At 39.7% G+C, this 17,504-nt stretch carries 18 protein-coding genes and 1 riboswitch; of the genes, 7 read left to right on the top strand and 11 right to left on the bottom strand.

Annotated features, from left to right (window positions below; translation table 11 throughout):
* Positions 1 to 285 precede the first annotated feature (285 nt).
* Positions 286 to 1,539, top strand: a complete 1,254-nt coding sequence (locus CSV73_RS08430; RefSeq protein WP_085131840.1) for a dicarboxylate/amino acid:cation symporter — start codon at positions 286 to 288, stop codon at positions 1,537 to 1,539.
* A 68-nt stretch (positions 1,540 to 1,607) separates the two neighbouring features.
* Here CSV73_RS08430 and CSV73_RS08435 read toward each other — a convergent pair whose 3' ends face one another.
* Complete coding sequence (locus CSV73_RS08435) at positions 1,608 to 2,711, bottom strand: threonine synthase (protein WP_099627188.1); 1,104 nt, start codon at positions 2,709 to 2,711, stop codon at positions 1,608 to 1,610.
* 92 nt (positions 2,712 to 2,803) lie between these two features.
* Here CSV73_RS08435 and CSV73_RS08440 point away from each other — a divergent pair, with 92 nt between their 5' ends.
* Positions 2,804 to 3,460 carry a reverse transcriptase-like protein gene (locus CSV73_RS08440; RefSeq protein ID WP_099627189.1) on the top strand — a complete coding sequence of 219 codons (657 nt, stop codon included), beginning with the start codon at positions 2,804 to 2,806 and terminating at the stop codon, positions 3,458 to 3,460.
* Between the two features lie 161 nt (positions 3,461 to 3,621).
* On the opposite strand, the gene CSV73_RS08445 is transcribed toward CSV73_RS08440, so the two are convergent.
* Both CSV73_RS08445 and CSV73_RS08450 read right to left on the bottom strand, forming a co-directional pair.
* Complete coding sequence (locus tag CSV73_RS08445) at positions 3,622 to 4,257, bottom strand: GGDEF domain-containing protein (RefSeq protein ID WP_099627190.1); 636 nt, start codon at positions 4,255 to 4,257, stop codon at positions 3,622 to 3,624.
* A 107-nt stretch (positions 4,258 to 4,364) separates the two neighbouring features.
* Positions 4,365 to 4,931 (bottom strand): DUF4256 domain-containing protein, encoded by a 567-nt coding sequence (locus tag CSV73_RS08450; RefSeq protein WP_099627191.1) that lies wholly within the window; start codon positions 4,929 to 4,931, stop codon positions 4,365 to 4,367.
* Between the two features lie 211 nt (positions 4,932 to 5,142).
* Between CSV73_RS08450 and CSV73_RS08455 the strand changes: the two genes are divergently transcribed.
* Positions 5,143 to 5,580, top strand: a complete 438-nt coding sequence (locus CSV73_RS08455; protein ID WP_099627192.1) for a universal stress protein — start codon at positions 5,143 to 5,145, stop codon at positions 5,578 to 5,580.
* 56 nt (positions 5,581 to 5,636) lie between these two features.
* On the opposite strand, the gene CSV73_RS08460 is transcribed toward CSV73_RS08455, so the two are convergent.
* Positions 5,637 to 6,122 carry an STAS domain-containing protein gene (locus tag CSV73_RS08460; RefSeq protein ID WP_085131846.1) on the bottom strand — a complete coding sequence of 162 codons (486 nt, stop codon included), beginning with the start codon at positions 6,120 to 6,122 and terminating at the stop codon, positions 5,637 to 5,639.
* A 449-nt stretch (positions 6,123 to 6,571) separates the two neighbouring features.
* On the opposite strand from CSV73_RS08460, the gene sdaAA reads away from it, so the two are divergent.
* Complete coding sequence (gene sdaAA / locus CSV73_RS16940) at positions 6,572 to 8,149, top strand: L-serine ammonia-lyase, iron-sulfur-dependent, subunit alpha (RefSeq protein ID WP_099627193.1); 1,578 nt, start codon at positions 6,572 to 6,574, stop codon at positions 8,147 to 8,149.
* An 89-nt stretch (positions 8,150 to 8,238) separates the two neighbouring features.
* Here sdaAA and CSV73_RS08470 read toward each other — a convergent pair whose 3' ends face one another.
* From CSV73_RS08470 to CSV73_RS08480, 3 genes are read right to left on the bottom strand one after another with little or no spacing between them, the layout of a single operon-like run.
* Positions 8,239 to 9,063: a MetQ/NlpA family ABC transporter substrate-binding protein gene (locus CSV73_RS08470; RefSeq protein ID WP_099627194.1), complete on the bottom strand. Its 825-nt coding sequence runs from the start codon at positions 9,061 to 9,063 to the stop codon at positions 8,239 to 8,241.
* Between the two features lie 18 nt (positions 9,064 to 9,081).
* Positions 9,082 to 9,750, bottom strand: a complete 669-nt coding sequence (locus CSV73_RS08475) for a methionine ABC transporter permease (RefSeq protein WP_099627195.1) — start codon at positions 9,748 to 9,750, stop codon at positions 9,082 to 9,084.
* A complete protein-coding gene (locus CSV73_RS08480; RefSeq protein WP_085131850.1) occupies positions 9,743 to 10,756 on the bottom strand; it encodes a methionine ABC transporter ATP-binding protein in 1,014 nt (337 codons plus the stop codon). Before CSV73_RS08480 ends, CSV73_RS08475 begins: the two co-directional genes overlap by 8 nt.
* Before the next feature lie 118 nt (positions 10,757 to 10,874).
* A riboswitch (SAM riboswitch) is annotated at positions 10,875 to 10,986 on the bottom strand.
* A 227-nt stretch (positions 10,987 to 11,213) separates the two neighbouring features.
* Here CSV73_RS08480 and CSV73_RS08485 point away from each other — a divergent pair.
* Entirely contained in the window at positions 11,214 to 12,380 is a 1,167-nt protein-coding gene (locus CSV73_RS08485; RefSeq protein WP_085131851.1) for a pyridoxal phosphate-dependent aminotransferase, read from the top strand.
* A gap of 126 nt (positions 12,381 to 12,506) precedes the next feature.
* Here the strand turns inward: CSV73_RS08485 and CSV73_RS08490 are convergent, their stop codons facing one another.
* From CSV73_RS08490 to CSV73_RS08500, 3 genes are all read right to left on the bottom strand, one after another.
* Entirely contained in the window at positions 12,507 to 13,469 is a 963-nt protein-coding gene (locus CSV73_RS08490) for a tRNA dihydrouridine synthase (RefSeq protein WP_085131852.1), read from the bottom strand.
* A 238-nt stretch (positions 13,470 to 13,707) separates the two neighbouring features.
* Positions 13,708 to 14,358 carry a 5,6-dimethylbenzimidazole synthase gene (bluB, locus tag CSV73_RS08495; protein WP_085131853.1) on the bottom strand — a complete coding sequence of 217 codons (651 nt, stop codon included), beginning with the start codon at positions 14,356 to 14,358 and terminating at the stop codon, positions 13,708 to 13,710.
* Between the two features lie 257 nt (positions 14,359 to 14,615).
* Entirely contained in the window at positions 14,616 to 15,029 is a 414-nt protein-coding gene (locus CSV73_RS08500; RefSeq protein WP_085131854.1) for a carboxymuconolactone decarboxylase family protein, read from the bottom strand.
* 285 nt (positions 15,030 to 15,314) lie between these two features.
* On the opposite strand from CSV73_RS08500, the gene CSV73_RS08505 reads away from it, so the two are divergent.
* Both CSV73_RS08505 and CSV73_RS08510 read left to right on the top strand, forming a co-directional pair.
* Positions 15,315 to 16,079, top strand: a complete 765-nt coding sequence (locus tag CSV73_RS08505; RefSeq protein ID WP_158232313.1) for an SH3 domain-containing protein — start codon at positions 15,315 to 15,317, stop codon at positions 16,077 to 16,079.
* Positions 16,080 to 16,213: 134 nt separating this feature from the next.
* Positions 16,214 to 16,510, top strand: a complete 297-nt coding sequence (locus CSV73_RS08510) for a hypothetical protein (RefSeq protein ID WP_099627197.1) — start codon at positions 16,214 to 16,216, stop codon at positions 16,508 to 16,510.
* Positions 16,511 to 16,550: 40 nt separating this feature from the next.
* Here CSV73_RS08510 and CSV73_RS08515 read toward each other — a convergent pair whose 3' ends face one another.
* The gene (locus CSV73_RS08515) at positions 16,551 to 17,471 is read right to left on the bottom strand and encodes a DMT family transporter (RefSeq protein WP_233202858.1); all 921 of its coding nucleotides are present in this window, start codon (positions 17,469 to 17,471) and stop codon (positions 16,551 to 16,553) included.
* Positions 17,472 to 17,504: the final 33 nt, after the last annotated feature.

Raw genomic sequence — 17,504 nt, forward strand, 5'->3', positions numbered from 1 at the left:
GCGATGATGTAATAATGTCTATACTCCTGATTGTACGTTTTCTATGCAATGTCCTCTTCAGAAACTTAACTTACATCAATCTTCTTTCTCCTGCGAATTATTTAGTTATGAATGTATCAACACACCGACCGTACTCACTTTCTTTGTTTCTCTTGAACTATTCAATAACTGGTTAAGTATCTACCTAATTAGGTTGACAATCTACCAAGTATGTCGAATAATAGAAAGTAAGCGCTTTCATATGTATGTTGATTATTGAATACCTTATATTAAGGAGGGATATTTATGAAGTTGGCCAGAAATATCATTATTGCACTTATTGCAGGGGTAGTCGTCGGTTTAGTATTAAATATTTTCATGCCTAGTATTTTTACAAAAGCTGATGCATTTCTATTTAAACCACTTGGTACAATTTTCTTGAATCTCATGAAGATGCTAGTTGTCCCTGTGGTATTCATTTCAATTGTTCTTGGAACGGTTGGAATTGGTGATCCGAAGAAATTAGGTAGAATTGGTGGAAAGACCCTTGGATTTTTCTTGATTACAACAGCCATTGCTCTTGTCATCGCGATTTCTCTCGGTCTATTGCTAAAGCCGGGTGTAGGAGGTAACTTTGAAACAGCTAATGCCACATATGAAGCGCAAGAAGCTCCTCCAGTAGCGGAAACACTATTAGGCATTATTCCTACAAATCCGATTAGTGCTATGGCAGAAGGCAATATGCTTCAGATTATCTTCTTTGCAGCATTGGTTGGCTTTGGAATGGCAATGATGGGGAGTAAAGTTGAAAGAGTGAAAGAATTATTCGAGCAAGTTAATGAACTCATTATGTACCTGATCACGTTTGTTATGAAATTCGCGCCATACGGAGCATTCGGTTTGATTGCGTCTGCTGTGGGAAGTCAAGGGATTGACGCACTTAAGGTAATGGGTATGTATATGGGGGTCGTTCTCGGGGCTCTTCTAATCCATACGATTGTCGTCTATGGTGGATCGGTCGCATTCATTGGAAAGCGTAGTCCGCTCTGGTTCTTCAAGAACTTCTTTCCGGCTCAGGTTGTCGCGTTCAGTACGGCAAGTTCTGCTGCGACACTACCAATTTCAATGAAAACAGCTCAGGAGAAGTTAAAAGTACCCGAGTCTATCAGTTCATTCACTCAATCGCTTGGAGCTACTATTAATATGGACGGCACCGCGATCATGCAAGGTGCAGCCGTTATATTCATTGCACAAGCTTATGGTATCGAGTTAACTATAGGACAGTTACTTACTGTTGTTTTAACTGCAGTACTGGCTAGTATTGGAACAGCTGCTGTTCCAGGTGCAGGATTAATCATGTTAGCAATGGTTCTGACATCAGTGGGGCTTCCGGTTGAAGGAATTGCGCTAGTACTCGGAGTAGATCGCCTACTTGATATGGTACGCACAGCTGTCAACATTACTGGTGATGCTGCATGTGCTGTTGTCGTTGCGCAAACAGAAGGTGTGTTAGGTGAGCCAGATGTCGAAGAGAGTCAAAGTAATACGGAAACCGCATAATAATCAATGATTCCTGTACGGAAAGTAATCATGTGTACTATACATGGCGGCTTTCCGCGCAGGATTTTTTATGTTGAAGACTTGATGCCTGCTCCGCATAACGGGATTACAATGACTTCATCTTTAGAATTCCCATATTTAGTGTATCCAGCATAATTAATAGCAGAAGTGATTTCTACATAAAACCCTTTGGCCGCAAGCTTTACGCGAGCTTCTAAAATTTCATCCTCAGAAACAGTAATGAACGTACCATCAGTCTCCCTAACAGCTTCTACTATTTGTTTGGACCTGGCTGGTGACGCAATGGCAATACCTTCTGCAAGAGTTCCTTCATTCACGACCGACTTGGCTGTAAGTTCCCCACTTTCAAATGCTTTCGCAAGCGGTGCACATTTCTCAGCTTGAATCGCGATGATCTTCGGCATATAGTCAATTTTCTTTGCTTCAAGCAACTCTTTAAAGCCATAGTAAACACCCAATAACAACGTTCCATTTCCTACTGGTATCAATACTGTATCAGGTACTGTCCCCAATTGTTCATAAACTTCATAAGCATACGTTTTTGTACCTTCGTAAAAATACGGATTGTAGACATGGCTTGCGTAAAATACTTGCTCCTCCTCAACTGCAGATTGAGCTGCAATCGCCACATCTTCCCTTGTTCCACTCACTGTTTTAATATTTGCTCCATGCGCTTGAATTTGCGCCAATTTATTGGGTGATGTATTCACACTTACATAAACATCACAGTCTATTCCTGCTTTGGCACTGTATGCAGCAATGGCTGTTCCCGCATTACCACTGCTATCTACAATCAACTTGTTCACACCCAACTGTTTTGCCAGCGTCACGAGTACTGCTGCACCTCGATCTTTAAAAGAAAGTGTCGGCATCATGAAATCTACTTTGATAAACGTGTTTGATGTGGATTCATCTAATTCAAGTAAAGGTGTTTGACCTTCTCCAAGTGTAATAGAACGCCAACCCGTTAAATACTCACTACCTACCATTGAAGAAAAATATCTCCAAATGGATCTTTGGCTCGTCCAATTATCATACTTCTTGTCTGATTCCGACTGTACTAAATCCAGCAGACCACCACATTCACATTTCCACCATGTGACTTCAATAGGATACGCTTTCTTGCATTCTGAACAGCTATACAAGGTCATATTCTTTACCTCCTTTATGTAAATATAATTTACATACTAATGGGTTTTTATCTATTTTTATTGGCTAAACTGAGTATATGGGAGGGATCACTTTGAATGTATTAATTGAATGGCACTATACATCAAAAAAAGGAACACCAACCGTTTTCAAGTCCGAAGAATTACCTGCAGACCAAGCACTGCTAATTGCTGAGGACTTAGAGAAAACAGGTCGCACAAAACAAATAAAATTCACAGACCAGTTTGATAGTTCCTGGACTATTAAGGAATTAAAAGGCTATTTGAAGGGCATTGAAACAGAGCCACATAATATCATTGTATACTTCGACGGTGGTTTCGATTGGGATACAAAGTTGGCCGGTCTCGGTTGCGTACTTTATTATAACCAAAATGGTAAATCTTATAGACTACGAAAAAACGCCATTGCTTCACACTTATCTTCAAACAACGAAGCAGAATATGCAGCACTTCATCTATGCTTGCAAGAACTTGAAACACTTGGAGCGCACCACTTACCCATTGCGATTAAGGGTGACTCACGGGTCGTAATCAATCATTTAAGCGAAGAATGGCCTGTAATTGAAGAAGAACTATACAGTTGGGCCAATACAGTTGAAAAAAAGATGGAATCTTTAGGGCTCCATCCACGTTATGAACTGATTTCACGCAAGAAAAACAGCGAAGCTGATCGTTTAGCTACGCAAGCTTTGACGGGAGTGGAAATTACGGCGACCATTGAAAGAACATAAGAAGTTTAAGCGTAATTACTAGCTAGCTTATATATCCGAGTAGCATCATTCATTAACTTATTACCGAAGTCCATATTACATTTAATACCTCTCCACCATTTTTTCATTTCAAAAATCCTTGTTCATTCTGTTATGCAGACTGAACAAGGATTAGAAACTAATTATGCTTTTTTCATTTCGTACATGGATGTATCTGCCTTCTGAATCAGCACCTCAAAAGTCTCTCCGTCATCTGGATAAACTGCGATTCCGATCGAAGCACTTACCGCGCTGACCGATTCTACATCCAAATCAGATAATTTACTTCTTAAACTCCGAACATATTCTGAAAGAGTATCCTCTTTTAGATCGAGAATTACATGCACGAATTCGTCGCCACCCCAGCGTACAACATAGTCCTCTTTTTTTGAGTTACTCATAATACATTCAGCGACGCAACGTAATAATTCATCACCTGTTTGATGCCCGAATGTATCATTTATATACTTGAAATCATCAAGATCTATCAAGATTACGCCAATTTTCTTCCTTTGATTTTTATATTGAGAAACCTGTTTCTTAAATACCTTATCTATTGCCCGCCGGTTGTAGGCGTTGGTTAGCGGATCTTTCTCTGCGTAAAACTTGGCTACATCGTATTGTCTACCACCTATCCAGGCAACCAGCAAAAAAATCCCTGTCAAAACAAAGAAACTCTTCTCAAAAAGATAACATAAATAGATATGGTAATAGCCGTAACGCAAAATATTGAACAATATCACAATACACACAGCCACTACTCTACCTCTATATCTCATACTATATCCCCATATCAAACTACTCTTTTCTCTATCTTACCATAGATGAAATACACTAAAAAGAGAATGATTAATCGAATCTACGCAAACTGTATTACTATCTCATTTCACAGTCTGAGTAAGCCTCGAAACCCTCTCGCGGCATAATACGACTCTGCTCCATTGTGATACAAAAACACTTGATCATATCGACGATCACAAAAAAGAGCGCCACCACGTTTCCTAATTTCTTCGGGTGTCTGAACCCAGCTCGATGTTTTTCTATCAAATTCGCCAAATTGCTGGAGCCATCTATATTGTTCTTCTGTTAATAATTCAATTCCCATCTCATTCGCCATATCCATTGCGTTGTTTTCTGGCTTGTTCTTCTTTCTAGATTCCAAAGCTTCTCGATCATAACAAACGCTGCGACGACCTACAGGACTCTCTGCTGAACAATCAAAAAAGATGTATTGGTCTGTGGTTTCGTCATAGTCTACCACGTCCGGCTCACCTCCAGTGACTTCCATCTCATGGAGGGACCATAGCTTGTCCATATTCTCTATTAGCTTGTCATGTAATGATGACCAGTCCATATCTGTGTGGCGAACCATATTACTAGCGAAACGTGATTGAAGTGTTTCGAGTATCTTTTCCTGTTGCTCTGTTGATAACTTCTTATTTAGATTTGTCATGTTCTTTACCTCCTAACTTATTCTAACGCCCTTGTTAATACGTGTAGTATGTTCATTTTAAATTTTTATACAACTAGTTGATCCATTTTTCTGAATGTTATAAAACTTCACTTATAAGCATGGTATAATAAGAAGTAAATTATTACCATACTAAATTTATTACATCAGACGAATGAAAGGTTATCCTGATTTTTGAGAGGAGATTTGACAGATGAATGAATATATGGATATTCTGGTCGCGGTAGATGGTTCAATTGAAGCAAAACTGGCTTTTTATAAATCGATAGACATTGTAAAGCTGGAAGAAAATGCTAGATTGCACATCGTCAGCGTCATTGATATGTTTTCGATTGACGAAGATGACACTTCTTATCGCGAACGGGAAGAGCAACACATAAGGGATTTGCTGAATAGCTATAAAACCATTGCTAAAGAAGAAGGTATTGACCATGTGGAAACATACATCACACATGGCGATCCGAAAGTAAATATTTCCAAAGACCTTGCACAAGCAGTAGAAGCTGACTTAATCGTTTGCGGGGCGCAAGGAGTAAAGAACGCTGAGCATTTTTTTCTAGGCTCTGTCTCTGAGGCAATTGTTTTGACTGCATCATGTGACGTATTGGTCGTTCGACGTAGTGTAAAGTAATAAATGAATGCCTGTATAACAGTAGACTAAAAATCCGCTGTTGCACAGGCATTAGTTTATTTTTTATAAACAATTTCCATGCCTTTTTGATCTAATAAGTATCGAAGACCTTCACGGAAATTCGTAAATGCACGGATTTGATTAAAGTTCGATACATTGGATAGAATTAAATTTTGAGCAAATGCCGGTGAAAAACCTACAAAAATAGTTTCTGTGCCCATCAATTGTAATACGCTGACTAATTCATTGATTTTTTCACTCAATAGCTCATATCCCATATTTTCTTCCACTGCCAAGGTGCTGATATCGGTGAAATCAAAGACTACTGTCACGATGTTGTTAGCAGGTATTCTTTGCACAATTTTTTCTTGGATATGCATAAAACGTCCTACTGAAAGAGCACCAGTTAGCGGAACTAAAATCGTTTCCGGTACGATAGAAGGAATAATTGGTGCTGATAAATCTTCTATGATTTTCTCATACTTTATAATTTGTTCTTTGAGTTCTGTAATTCCTTGTACTGAATTTGTCTCTTCATTCATATAAAAATCCCCCTACATTGCAAATCGTATTATATATTTACATACTTCTATTTTCATTGATTCATCATACCATAAGATGATTGTATTGGGCTTATCCAGTTCGTTGCAAATCATTGAAACTATTCATTTAACACTATAGAATAAATTAGTAAACGTTCATGAGAAAAAGGTTAATTATATGGCTTATCGGCCGAATACTAAGGAAACTAAAGAAATCATTCAACAACTTATTTCATTAGTTGCTAACAGATCTTCAAAGTTGCTAAAAAACATACGTGGTACTGGATATTAGGTACTTCGGTATCTTTTCGATTAATTGACATTTCACGTAAAATAACAAATAATTGGAGGTAAGCGCTTTCAATAGATGCAATGTTTTATATTAAATACAATGAGAACGGTTCTTGAATCTTTATATCTGAACAGTTCTCTTTAAGGAGCAAACACATATGGCATTCACGAGTTTAAACCAACTGATCGAGCATGCGGAACAGGATCATACGCCGATTTACGAGTTGATGATTCAATCCGAAATCAAGCAAAAAAGCATGCAGAGAGAAACTATCATCAAGAAAATGTCAGAACAATTTACGGTGATGGAAGAAGCAGTGCGCAAAGGGACGACTACTTCTGTTATGTCACGCACAGGACTAACTGGCGGCGACGGACAGCGCTTATATAGCTATGCCGAAAAAGGGAACTCTTTTGTTCATCCTTCTACCCTTCACACCGCTGCGAATGCACTGGCGGTCTCAGAAGTAAACGCGAATATGGGACGAATTGTCGCAACCCCCACTGCAGGATCAGCAGGGATTTTGCCTGCAGTACTTGTACATGCGCTCGATAGCGGCAAGTACACACGCGATCAAATCGTCTTATCCATGTTCACGGCTTCTGCGCTAGGGTTAGTCATCGCGAATCGTGCTTCCATTTCAGGGGCTGCGGGAGGATGCCAAGCAGAAGTCGGCTCTGCTACTGCAATGGCGGCAGGAACATTAGTGGAACTTGCTGGCGGCACACCTGACCAAGTCGGTCACGCAATAGGTATTGCGCTGAAGAACTCATTGGGACTCGTTTGTGATCCTGTGGCAGGTCTTGTAGAAATCCCTTGTATCATTCGAAATGGACTACATGCTATCACAGCTGAAGCTGCTGCAGATATGGCAATGGCAGGGGTGGTGAGCATCATTCCTCCAGACGAAGTGATCCATGTCATGCACGAAGTAGGACAGAATATGCCAGAGTCACTGCGCGAAACTGGAATCGGTGGACTTGCTGGTACACCTACTGGTCAAAGACTGAAAACCCAAGTATTCGGGAAAGAAAAAGAGCAAAAAGAAAAAAGCAACGGTGCTCCTGCTAAATATCAAAGTGCCTATGAAATCATTGGCCCTGTCATGATTGGTCCATCTAGCTCACACACTGCTGGAGCTGTTCGAATTGGAAACGTTGCGTTTCAGCTATTGAACGAGCAACCAATTCATGCGAAGTTCTCACTAATGGGTTCCTTTGCGACTACTTATCAAGGACACGGTACCGATTTGGCGCTTCTGGCTGGTGTCATGGGGTACAATACGACAGATGAAAGAATTCCGCATGCGAAAGAACTTGCGATAGAGACAGGATTAGAATACGAGTTCACGAAACGTGTGCTCGGTAGCTATCATCCAAACACCGTGCTTGTCGAGTTAACAGGACCGACCAATAAAATAAAAGTCCTCGCCAGTTCGCTTGGAGGAGGTAAAATCGAAGTACAAGAACTTGACGATTATCCGTTAAAATTCTCAGGTGAACGTCCGGCACTATTGATTCGCCACACCGATCAAAAAGGTGTTATTGCAGATCTTTTAGGCATTCTCTCAAGAAGAGGAATCAATATTGCTCGTATGGCAAATGAACGTTTTGCTATTGACGGGCCCGCTATTACAATATGTGAAATCGATAGCACTGTAGATGAAGAAATGCTCACGGAATTAAAACGTGATGTGCCAATTATAGATGATATTGTATTGGTGGAAACAGAGTAAAAAGCACAGGAAAATACCAGACCTGAAGACACTTTCTATCGTCTTCAAGTCTGGTATATTTTTTTACCTTAATACTTTACATACAACTATTACTTTTCCATCCAAGCTGGTTTACCGAAACCTTTAAAATCAGATTCAATCACTTCTAAAAACTGCTCGGATTCTACTACTTCAATAATATCTTTCGCAAATTGCTTATCTACGTTTTCTGTTTTCACTGCCACAACATTTCGGAACTGATCAGGCATATCTTCTAAAGCCAGAGCGTCTAACAAATCCATATTTGCTGCAATTGCAAAGTTTCCAGGAACTGCAGCCAAATCAGCTCCCTCTACTGAACGAGGCAATTGCCCCGCCTCAACCGGCTGAATCACCAAGTTTTTTGGGTTTTCCGTGATGTCTTTTTCAGATGCCGTCAATTGGTCAATTTCATCATCCATTTTCACTAACCCTGCATCTTCCAATACGTATAACGTTCTCGCTGCGTTAACTGGATCATTTGGAATAGTGATGGTTGATCCATCTTCAATTTCCTCAAGAGATTTATATTTATTTGAATAGATACCTAATGGTGCGGTTGGTACTATAATTAATTCAGAGAGTTCCATATTATTTTCTTTCTCGAAGTTTTCCAAATACGTAATGTTTTGGAACAGGTTCGCATCTATATCCCCACTGTCCAACGAAATATTTGGCTGAATATAGTCACTGAATTCAGTGATTTTAACGGTATATCCTTTTTCCTCAAGTGCAGGTTGGATCGCTTTTTTTAACATATCACTATAAGGACCTGCTGTTGCACCAAAGTGAATATTTTTATCGTCATCCGATTTTTCAGTAGACTTTTCCTCTCCACAAGCCGCTAAAGCCGCAACCAACGCAGTAAGAATGAATGCAAATACCAGTTTCTTCATAAGTTCATCTCTCCCCTATTATCTTTTATCTATCAATTTTGAAAAACGATCCCCACCAAATTGAATCAACTGCACTAGCACTATTAAAATGGCGACGGTGACGAGCATAATACTGTCATCATATCGGTAATAACCAAAACGAATTGCCAAATCTCCAATTCCGCCTCCGCCAACAAATCCAGCCATTGCTGAATAAGCAACTAAGTTGATTAATGTCAGTGTAAGTCCTTGGATAATACTCGACTTCGATTCAGGTAATAACACATTCCAGATAATCATCCATGGCGAAGCACCCGTTGAGATTGCCGCCTCTATCACCCCTTTGTCAATTTCACGCATGGATGTTTCAACGATCCGTGCAAAGAAAGGGATGGCTGCTACAGAAAGCGATACACTAGCTGCTGCAGGTCCAATTATGTTTCCAACAATTAGTTTCGTCAAAGGAATAAGTGCCACAAGTAATATGATGAATGGAATGGAGCGAATAATATTGACTAAAAATCCAACAACCGAATTAATTGCACGGTTCTCTAAAAATAGTCCTTTATCTGTAGTAAATAACAAAACGCCAAGCGGCAATCCAATAATCAGCGCAATCGTAAGTGAGATGCCGATCATATAAAGAGTTTCACCAAATGCTTTTGTAATATCCGGCATGAGTTCCATGATGTGAGATAGATCAAACATGTTGTCGGATCACCTCCACTTGTGCATTTTGTTCTAGTATGTATGCAATCGCTTGCTTTACTTCTTCACTCTCGCCTTGCAATTCCATCAAGAAAATCCCTAGTGCTCGTTCTTGAATATATTCGATCGACCCATGCAAGAAGTTTCCTTTCACTCTATATTTCTGCATAGTATCGGAAATCACGCCCTCCATCGCTACTTCACCTTTAAACGTGATTTTTATTAGTGTACCGACCAAATTGGACATGACGGTTTCGGGTATGTCGTAAGACACTACACTGCTAATAAACTCCTTCGTCAAAGGTTGAACTGGGTTAGAAAAGATATCATATACTTGCCCTTCTTCGATCACTTTTCCGTCTTGCATAATCGCCATGCGATCACAAATTTCTTTTACAACATTCATCTCGTGAGTAATTAAAACAATGGTGATATTCAATTCTTTATTAATCTTTTTCAACAATCGTAAAATAGACATCGTCGTGTTGGGATCCAGCGCGGATGTTGCTTCATCACAAAGCAAAACGGATGGATTATTTGCTAGGGCTCTCGCAATACCGACGCGTTGCTTCTGTCCCCCGCTCAACTGTGCAGGATATACGTTGCGTTTTTCAGACAGACCAACCATTTCAAGAAGCTCCATTACACGAATCTCTATTTTATCTGACGGCATTTTCGCTGCTTGTAAAGCAAATGCGACATTTTCAAAAATCGTCTTTTGACTAATTAAATAAAAATGCTGGAATATCATTCCGATCTTCAACCGTGCCTGGCGAAGTTGTACCCCTGATAATTTCGTTAAATTTACATCATCAATTAAAACAGTGCCACTCGTTGGTTTTTCCAACAAATTCAAACAGCGTATAAGAGAACTTTTTCCCGCACCTGAATAACCTACAATACCAAATATCTCTCCAGTCGCGATGTCTAGTGATACATCATCTACACCTTTTACCACTTTATCTTTTGTCTGATATACCTTAGACAAATGTTGAATTTGGATCATGTTCTCACTTCTTTCTATATTCTAGTAAAAACAATCATAAACAGCTGGAATTAAAATTTCTTTCTAAATAAAAAACTTCTTTCATTTTTCTAAATGAAAGAAGTACTGAAATATTCTCAGCTTATCTCTCAGATGGAAAACCATGCTGTAGGATTTGGCACCTTCCTCGTTTCGTTCAAGGGGTTGCTGGACTTCATCGGGCCTTTTCCCTCAGTCACTCTTGATAAGAGATTGCTATTTAATTATATGCGTAAAATATATACTAATCTGAATTAATAAAACTGTCAAGGTCAATAACGACAAATCATTTTAATCTCCGACTTTTTCTATAAGTATTATTTTTTCGCGCAATTTTCTTAATCGTCTGGAATCAAATAACCATCCATCTATTGATAAGTCTAGTATGATCTATGTATACTTAACGCAAATACCCTATCAAAGAAAGAAGGAATAGACTATGGCTTTGTCCAACCGATTACAAAATCTCCCTCCGCATTTCTTTACGTTATTATTAAATAAAATAGAAAAGGCTATGGATGAAGGTAGAGATGTTATTAACCTAGGACGTGGAAACCCTGACCAACCAACACCTCCTCATATTATTAAAGCATTGCAAGAAGCCGTTGAAGATCCAGCTACACACGGCTACTCTCCGTTTAGAGGGACACTTGCTTTAAAGCAAGCAGTGGCTGAATACTATCTGCGTGAATACGATGTTACGATTGACCCTGAAACAGAAGTTGCGGTACTCGGTGGCACAAAAGTCGGCGTCGTAGAACTCCCTTTAGCGATTATGAATGAAGGAGACTTATTACTGTTACCAGACCCGGGTTACCCTGATTATCTATCAGGTGTCAGCTTAGCAGGTATTCGATATGACACGATGCCACTACGTAAGGAGAATGAATTTCTTCCTGATTACGATACATTAACAGATGATCAGAAAAAAGACGCCAAACTAATGTACTTAAATTATCCAAGTAATCCAACTGGCGTCACAGCAACACCCGAGTTTTATGAAAAAACCGTGGCATTTGCCAAAGAACATCAGATTGCCGTTTTACAAGATTTTGCGTATGGTGGTATTGGTTTTGAAGGTCAGAAGCCGATTAGTTTTTTACAAACTGACGGAGCAAAGGAAGTCGGCATTGAAATGCTGTCTCTTTCCAAAATGTATAATATGGCAGGTTGGCGCGTCGGTTTTGCAGTCGGTAACTCTGAAATAATTGAAGCTTTAAACGTATTGCAAGACCACTTATTTACTAGTATCTTTCCAGCAGTTCAACGTGCTGCAATTGAAGCATTGACAGGTCCACAACAATGCGTTGAAGAGTTAGTTGCGCTCTATGAAGGTCGTCTGACCGTATTGCTAACCGAATGTGAACGTATTGGTTGGGACGTTACAGCACCTACTGGCTCGTTTTTCGCTTGGTTACCTGTCCCAGAAGGGTTTACAAGTGAAACCTTTGCCGATTTATTACTCGATAAAGCAGACGTCGCAGTATCACCGGGGAACGGATTTGGTATTTACGGCGAAGGATATATTCGTGTTGGGTTGTTAGAAAGTGAAGAACGGTTGCAAGAAGCAGTTCGCCGTATTGAAAAACTCGGTTTATTTAAGTAAGAAGATATAATTCCACCTGGACTCTATTATGCAAAAAGCCTCCTTGCTCATACCAGTATTTCTGGAATGGCAAGAAGGCTTTCACATGTATGAATAAATTATTTAAGTTATAGATTCTCTATACTATTAATCAAGTTCTACATTATCCAGTAATGCACGCACTTCATCTGTCGTATTCGTACTCATTAAATCATTTCTTAGTTCAGCTGCTCCACGGAACCCTTTAACGTAAATCTTGAAAAATCGACGTAACGGTTTAAACAATCGTGGTTCTAGCTCTGTCGAATATTTGTCAAAAAGATCCAAATGAAGACGCAAAAGATCCAGCAACTCTTTATGATCATGCTCTCTCTTCTCTTTTTCAAATGCAAATGGATTATTAAAAATTCCGCGTCCAATCATAACCCCATCGACACCGTACTTCTCCACAAGCTCCAGACCCATTTGACGATCGAGAATATCTCCATTGATTGTCAGCAGCGTGTCAGGCGCTATTTCATCACGAAGTTTCTTGATCTCGGGAATCAATTCCCAATGCGCACTCCCATTACTCATTTCCTTACGAGTACGGAGATGAATTGATAGGTTCGCAATATCTTGCTCCAGTACATGTCTGAGCCAAGTGTGCCACTCTTCTATATCTGTGTAGCCAAGACGAGTCTTTACACTGACAGGTAACCCACCAGCTTTTGCTGCTTGGATAATTGCCGCGGCTGTTTCAGGATGGTTGATTAGACCGCTCCCCTTACCTTTTGTTGCTACATTTGGCACAGGGCATCCCATATTAATATCCAATCCCTTAAAACCAAGTTCCGCCATTCCAATACTCATATCACGGAAATGTTCAGGCTTGTCCCCCCAAATATGTGCAACAATCGGCTGTTCGTCTTCCGTAAACGCCAAACGTCCACGCACGCTGAAGATTCCTTCTGGGTGACAAAAGCTTTCCGTATTTGTAAATTCGGTAAAGAATACATCCGGACGAGCGGCTTCGCTTACTACGTGACGAAAAACCACATCCGTCACATCCTCCATCGGTGCTAGTATGAAAAATGGCCGTGGTAGATCACGCCAAAAATTAGTACTCATCGTTACGTTCAAATCCTCTCTTCATAACTTTCACCTGCGTGTACAGAAATGTTTTTTTACATGTACCTATTCCCTACAGATGTCAGTCTTACCATTATACAAAAAATGCACAGATGAATTCCACTTCTTTGAGCTACCACCAAAAAAAATATAGACTACTTACAGTTGACATGGTTTTCTCCATCTACTGTAATCACTTCACACTATATAATTATTTCCTGTGCGTTTCTCTACTAATTTACTTTTTCTTATTCCACTGCTCCGTAAAAATCAAATCATCTAAACTTCGTCGTTTCTCCCAATTAGCTGTTTCTAGAATAGGCGCAGTAGGATAATGCTCCGTGTAACCAATAGACAGAAGAGCAACCGGTTCAACATGTGGGGGTATGTTCAAAATATCGCGTACATCATTCTTTTTATAAAAACTCACCCACCCCATCGCCAGACCTTCCGCACATGCCGCTAGCCACATATTTTGAATTGCACAGGCAGTCGACAACATGTCCGTTTCAGGGATGGAGTTACGTCCTAACACGTGTGAACCGCCCCGCGTAGGATCACATGTTACGCAAATAGTAATGGGTGCTTCTTTCAATCCTTGTATTTTTAAGCCAAGGAACTTTGTTTCTTTTTCTCCATTGTCTTCATAATGAATAGCTAGCGCACGTTTTTCTTTATCCGCTGCCCAAGCCAATTTCTCTTTCGTTTCATCAGATGAAACGATGATGAAATTCCATGGTTGCATAAAGCCGACTGACGGTGCTTGGTGAGCGGCTTTCAATACGTTATGTATCGCTTCTTCCGGAATGGGAGTCGGCAAAAAACTTCGCACATCTCTTCTATTATAAATCACTTTGTAGACCGCATCTCTTTCTTCATTTGAAAACATGTAACATCTCTCCTCTAATCGTATACTGTACTGTTTGTTATTGATCATCACGTGTTTAGTATAATGAAGTTGTAAAAAGAAAGACAGATTTGACTAAGTATCACTTACATATACTTCATTTGTTATTTACGCTGTTTTAGCTTTATTTGATCAGTGTAATGACTAAGTCCGTTTCGCTGAGTAGAAAAGTGGCTTCAACCGTTTTGAAAATCACCGGTTGAAGCCACTTACGATGTACCCATTCGAAACACATATGCTCACTTCTCGTCCATTTTTGTAATCGATACTCCACGTTCAGCAAATACGGTTTGAGCGACAGATAAAGCATTCAGCACGCTCGGGAATCCTGTATACGGAATCAAGTGCATAATACAGCCGATAATCTCGTCCGGCGTCAAGCCTACATCAAGGCCTGTTTTGATATGCATTTGAATCTGTGGCTTGCCTTGTGCTACAAGAGCCGTAATCGTTGTAAGGACCTTCTGTTTATTATCCAGTCCAGGTCGCGAATAAATATCTCCAAAAGCAAATTCCACAACATACTTAGTCAAATCCGGTGCTACATCTTTGAAGCTCTCCCCAATTTCCATCTCACCTGCCGGGTTATCTTCACCCGATAACGTAAGTTCCATTAACTTTTCCAAACCACGTTGGTAGCGATCTTCCGCCATTTCAAAAACCTCCTTGAATATACTATCCGCTTTATCATCAAAACTGTTCGTTAACTTTTTTCGTATTATTGACTAGCGGTGATACTACTAGTGTAGCAAACTTTAAAGGAAATCGAAATTTTTCGTCTACTTTCGCTGTGGTAGATAATTGGTGCAATATAAATAAAGTACTTGATTGCTAGCTTGCTAAAATGACAAATAGAATAGTATAATTTGATAGTATGGTCCTATTACGAGCTGTTCGTAAATATGCATACATATAACTATTAACGAGGAGTGATGTACATGAGAAAAATGATATTCGTATTTATGTTAGTAGTGCTTGGCTTTTCTAACGCTCTCTCCACCGAGACAAGTGCAGCAACGAAAACGACTAGTATGTATGTAAATGCAAAGAACGATATCGTTCTACGCGCAAAGCCATCGCAAAACGCAGAAAGAATGGGCACTATTAAAAATCATTCTAAGCTAACCGTCTTTTCTTCATCTAATGGATGGTCGCGTGTACAAGCGGGCAAAAGTAAGGGATTCGTATATACATCCGCTTTGTCTAAAAAGAATCCTAACGCAGCACCCACTAGTGTAAACGGCGGTTTATCGCCAGTGAGTGGTCTGACCCTCACTTATGAGCCTTCATTCATGGAAGATACTAAAGAAACTTTTATTACTAGAAGAGATGGAAAAAGTACTTACTTATTCAATACGAGTAAAAAGTCTCCTTTCTCTTATGCAGAGTTTGTCTATTATGAAGATAAAGACAGACTCATGATGGGAGTGGCGGAATCTGACTTTATTTTCGTTGATGCCGCATTTCCTTTAAGACAAGGGAAAAGCTTTACCGGATACAATTTAGAAGAAAATTATAAAGTATTAGTGGAAAGCACGACAAAGACGATCAAAGTGAAAGCCGGTTCTTTCCGCAATGTCGTCATACTTCGTTACCCGAACGGTTCCAGAGAATATCTTGCAAAAGGAATTGGAATTATCAAAAGTACAGATAAAAATGGGAAAACTTATACAGAGTTAACCGCTGTAAAGCATAAGAAATAAAATTAATAGATAAAAAACGTTGCCAGAATTGAGCAACGTTTTTTCTATCCAAATCAAATCAATCACATTCACTACTAGATAGTCTCTCTTTCGTTTATACTTAAAAGAACCAAACGACCAGGGAGGTCTGCACTATGGAGTTTAAAAGTATCGAGGAACAAGTCATTCAAAAATATAAAGACGATGAAAATTTGATGATTCGCCTGTTTGTCCAGTGGTGTGCGAATCATCAGCTAGATCCACAAGTACTTTATCAGAAAGCATACCCTGAACAACAAGCAAATTCCGCCTTAAAGGAAGTCGTGGAAAGCAATGATGAATTCGATGAACTTCATATAGATAATGAAACTATGCTGGATGTGCTTCAACTATTCGGGAATGATGATTTGGCATTTGTGGTTGCGGATGAAATAGGGAAACGTAAATCATAAAACGCGCTTGTGAGAGAAAACTTTTTCTTTGCTTACGTCGTCAAAAATAGTGATTTTCTCTCATAGATTTACCACTTTTCACTTTCCTACCTACTATTAGAATCGCTGAATATAACACAAGTGCGATGCCAAATAGCTGTAGCGGAAGCAGTTGATCACCAAGAAACAGTACACCAACTACAACTGCAACAATAGGTTCAATAGTCGCAAGAATTGATGCCTTCCCTGCTTCTAAATGCTTCAAGCCTGATGTATACAACACATACGCTGCCACAGTGGAAATCAACGCCAGTAGTAAAGCGGCAATCCAAACGTCAGCATATCGGAATGTATTAACTTTACGCCATACATCACTTGTCAGCGACATGAACAAAGCCATATAAAAGAATGTGTACGTAGTAATTGTCAAGGCGGAATATCGTTTCGTTATTGGCTTCGTGAAAATACTGTACAGCGCATAACAAAAACCCGAAAGAACTCCCATGAACAGCGTCTGACTAGAAATACTCTCCGATCCTAGCGGCAATAGTCTAACCACTAATGCACAACCTACAATAGCAGATGCTAATGCTAATACTTTGCGTGCGGTCAGCGGTTCCTTAAAGAAGATTCGCGATAAAATCATCACGAATATCGGTCCTGTATACAATAACGTCACGGCAAGAGACAAGCTGGAACGTGAAAATACTTCGAAGTAAAAGTAGTTAAATAGCGCAAGACTGAAAATACCTGCACTTGCAAAAAATAAATGATCTTTTATTCGTGTCTGTAACTGATCACGAAAAAACAGCATCATAATAGCAAATAAAAACACAAAGCTGAAAATCCCTCGAATTGCTACCACATCCCAAGCCGTGAATCCTCGTGCATATAATGGCGCTATGAATAAACCGATCAATCCCCAACAGACGGCTCCTGCAATTGTTGTTGAAGATGTCTTCATACTGGGCTTGTTTTCCAACCTCATCGCCTCCGGTCTGATACATATGCAGCT

The organism is Sporosarcina sp. P1, assembly GCF_002743155.1.
In the GTDB taxonomy this organism is placed as follows: domain Bacteria; phylum Bacillota; class Bacilli; order Bacillales_A; family Planococcaceae; genus Sporosarcina; species Sporosarcina ureae_B.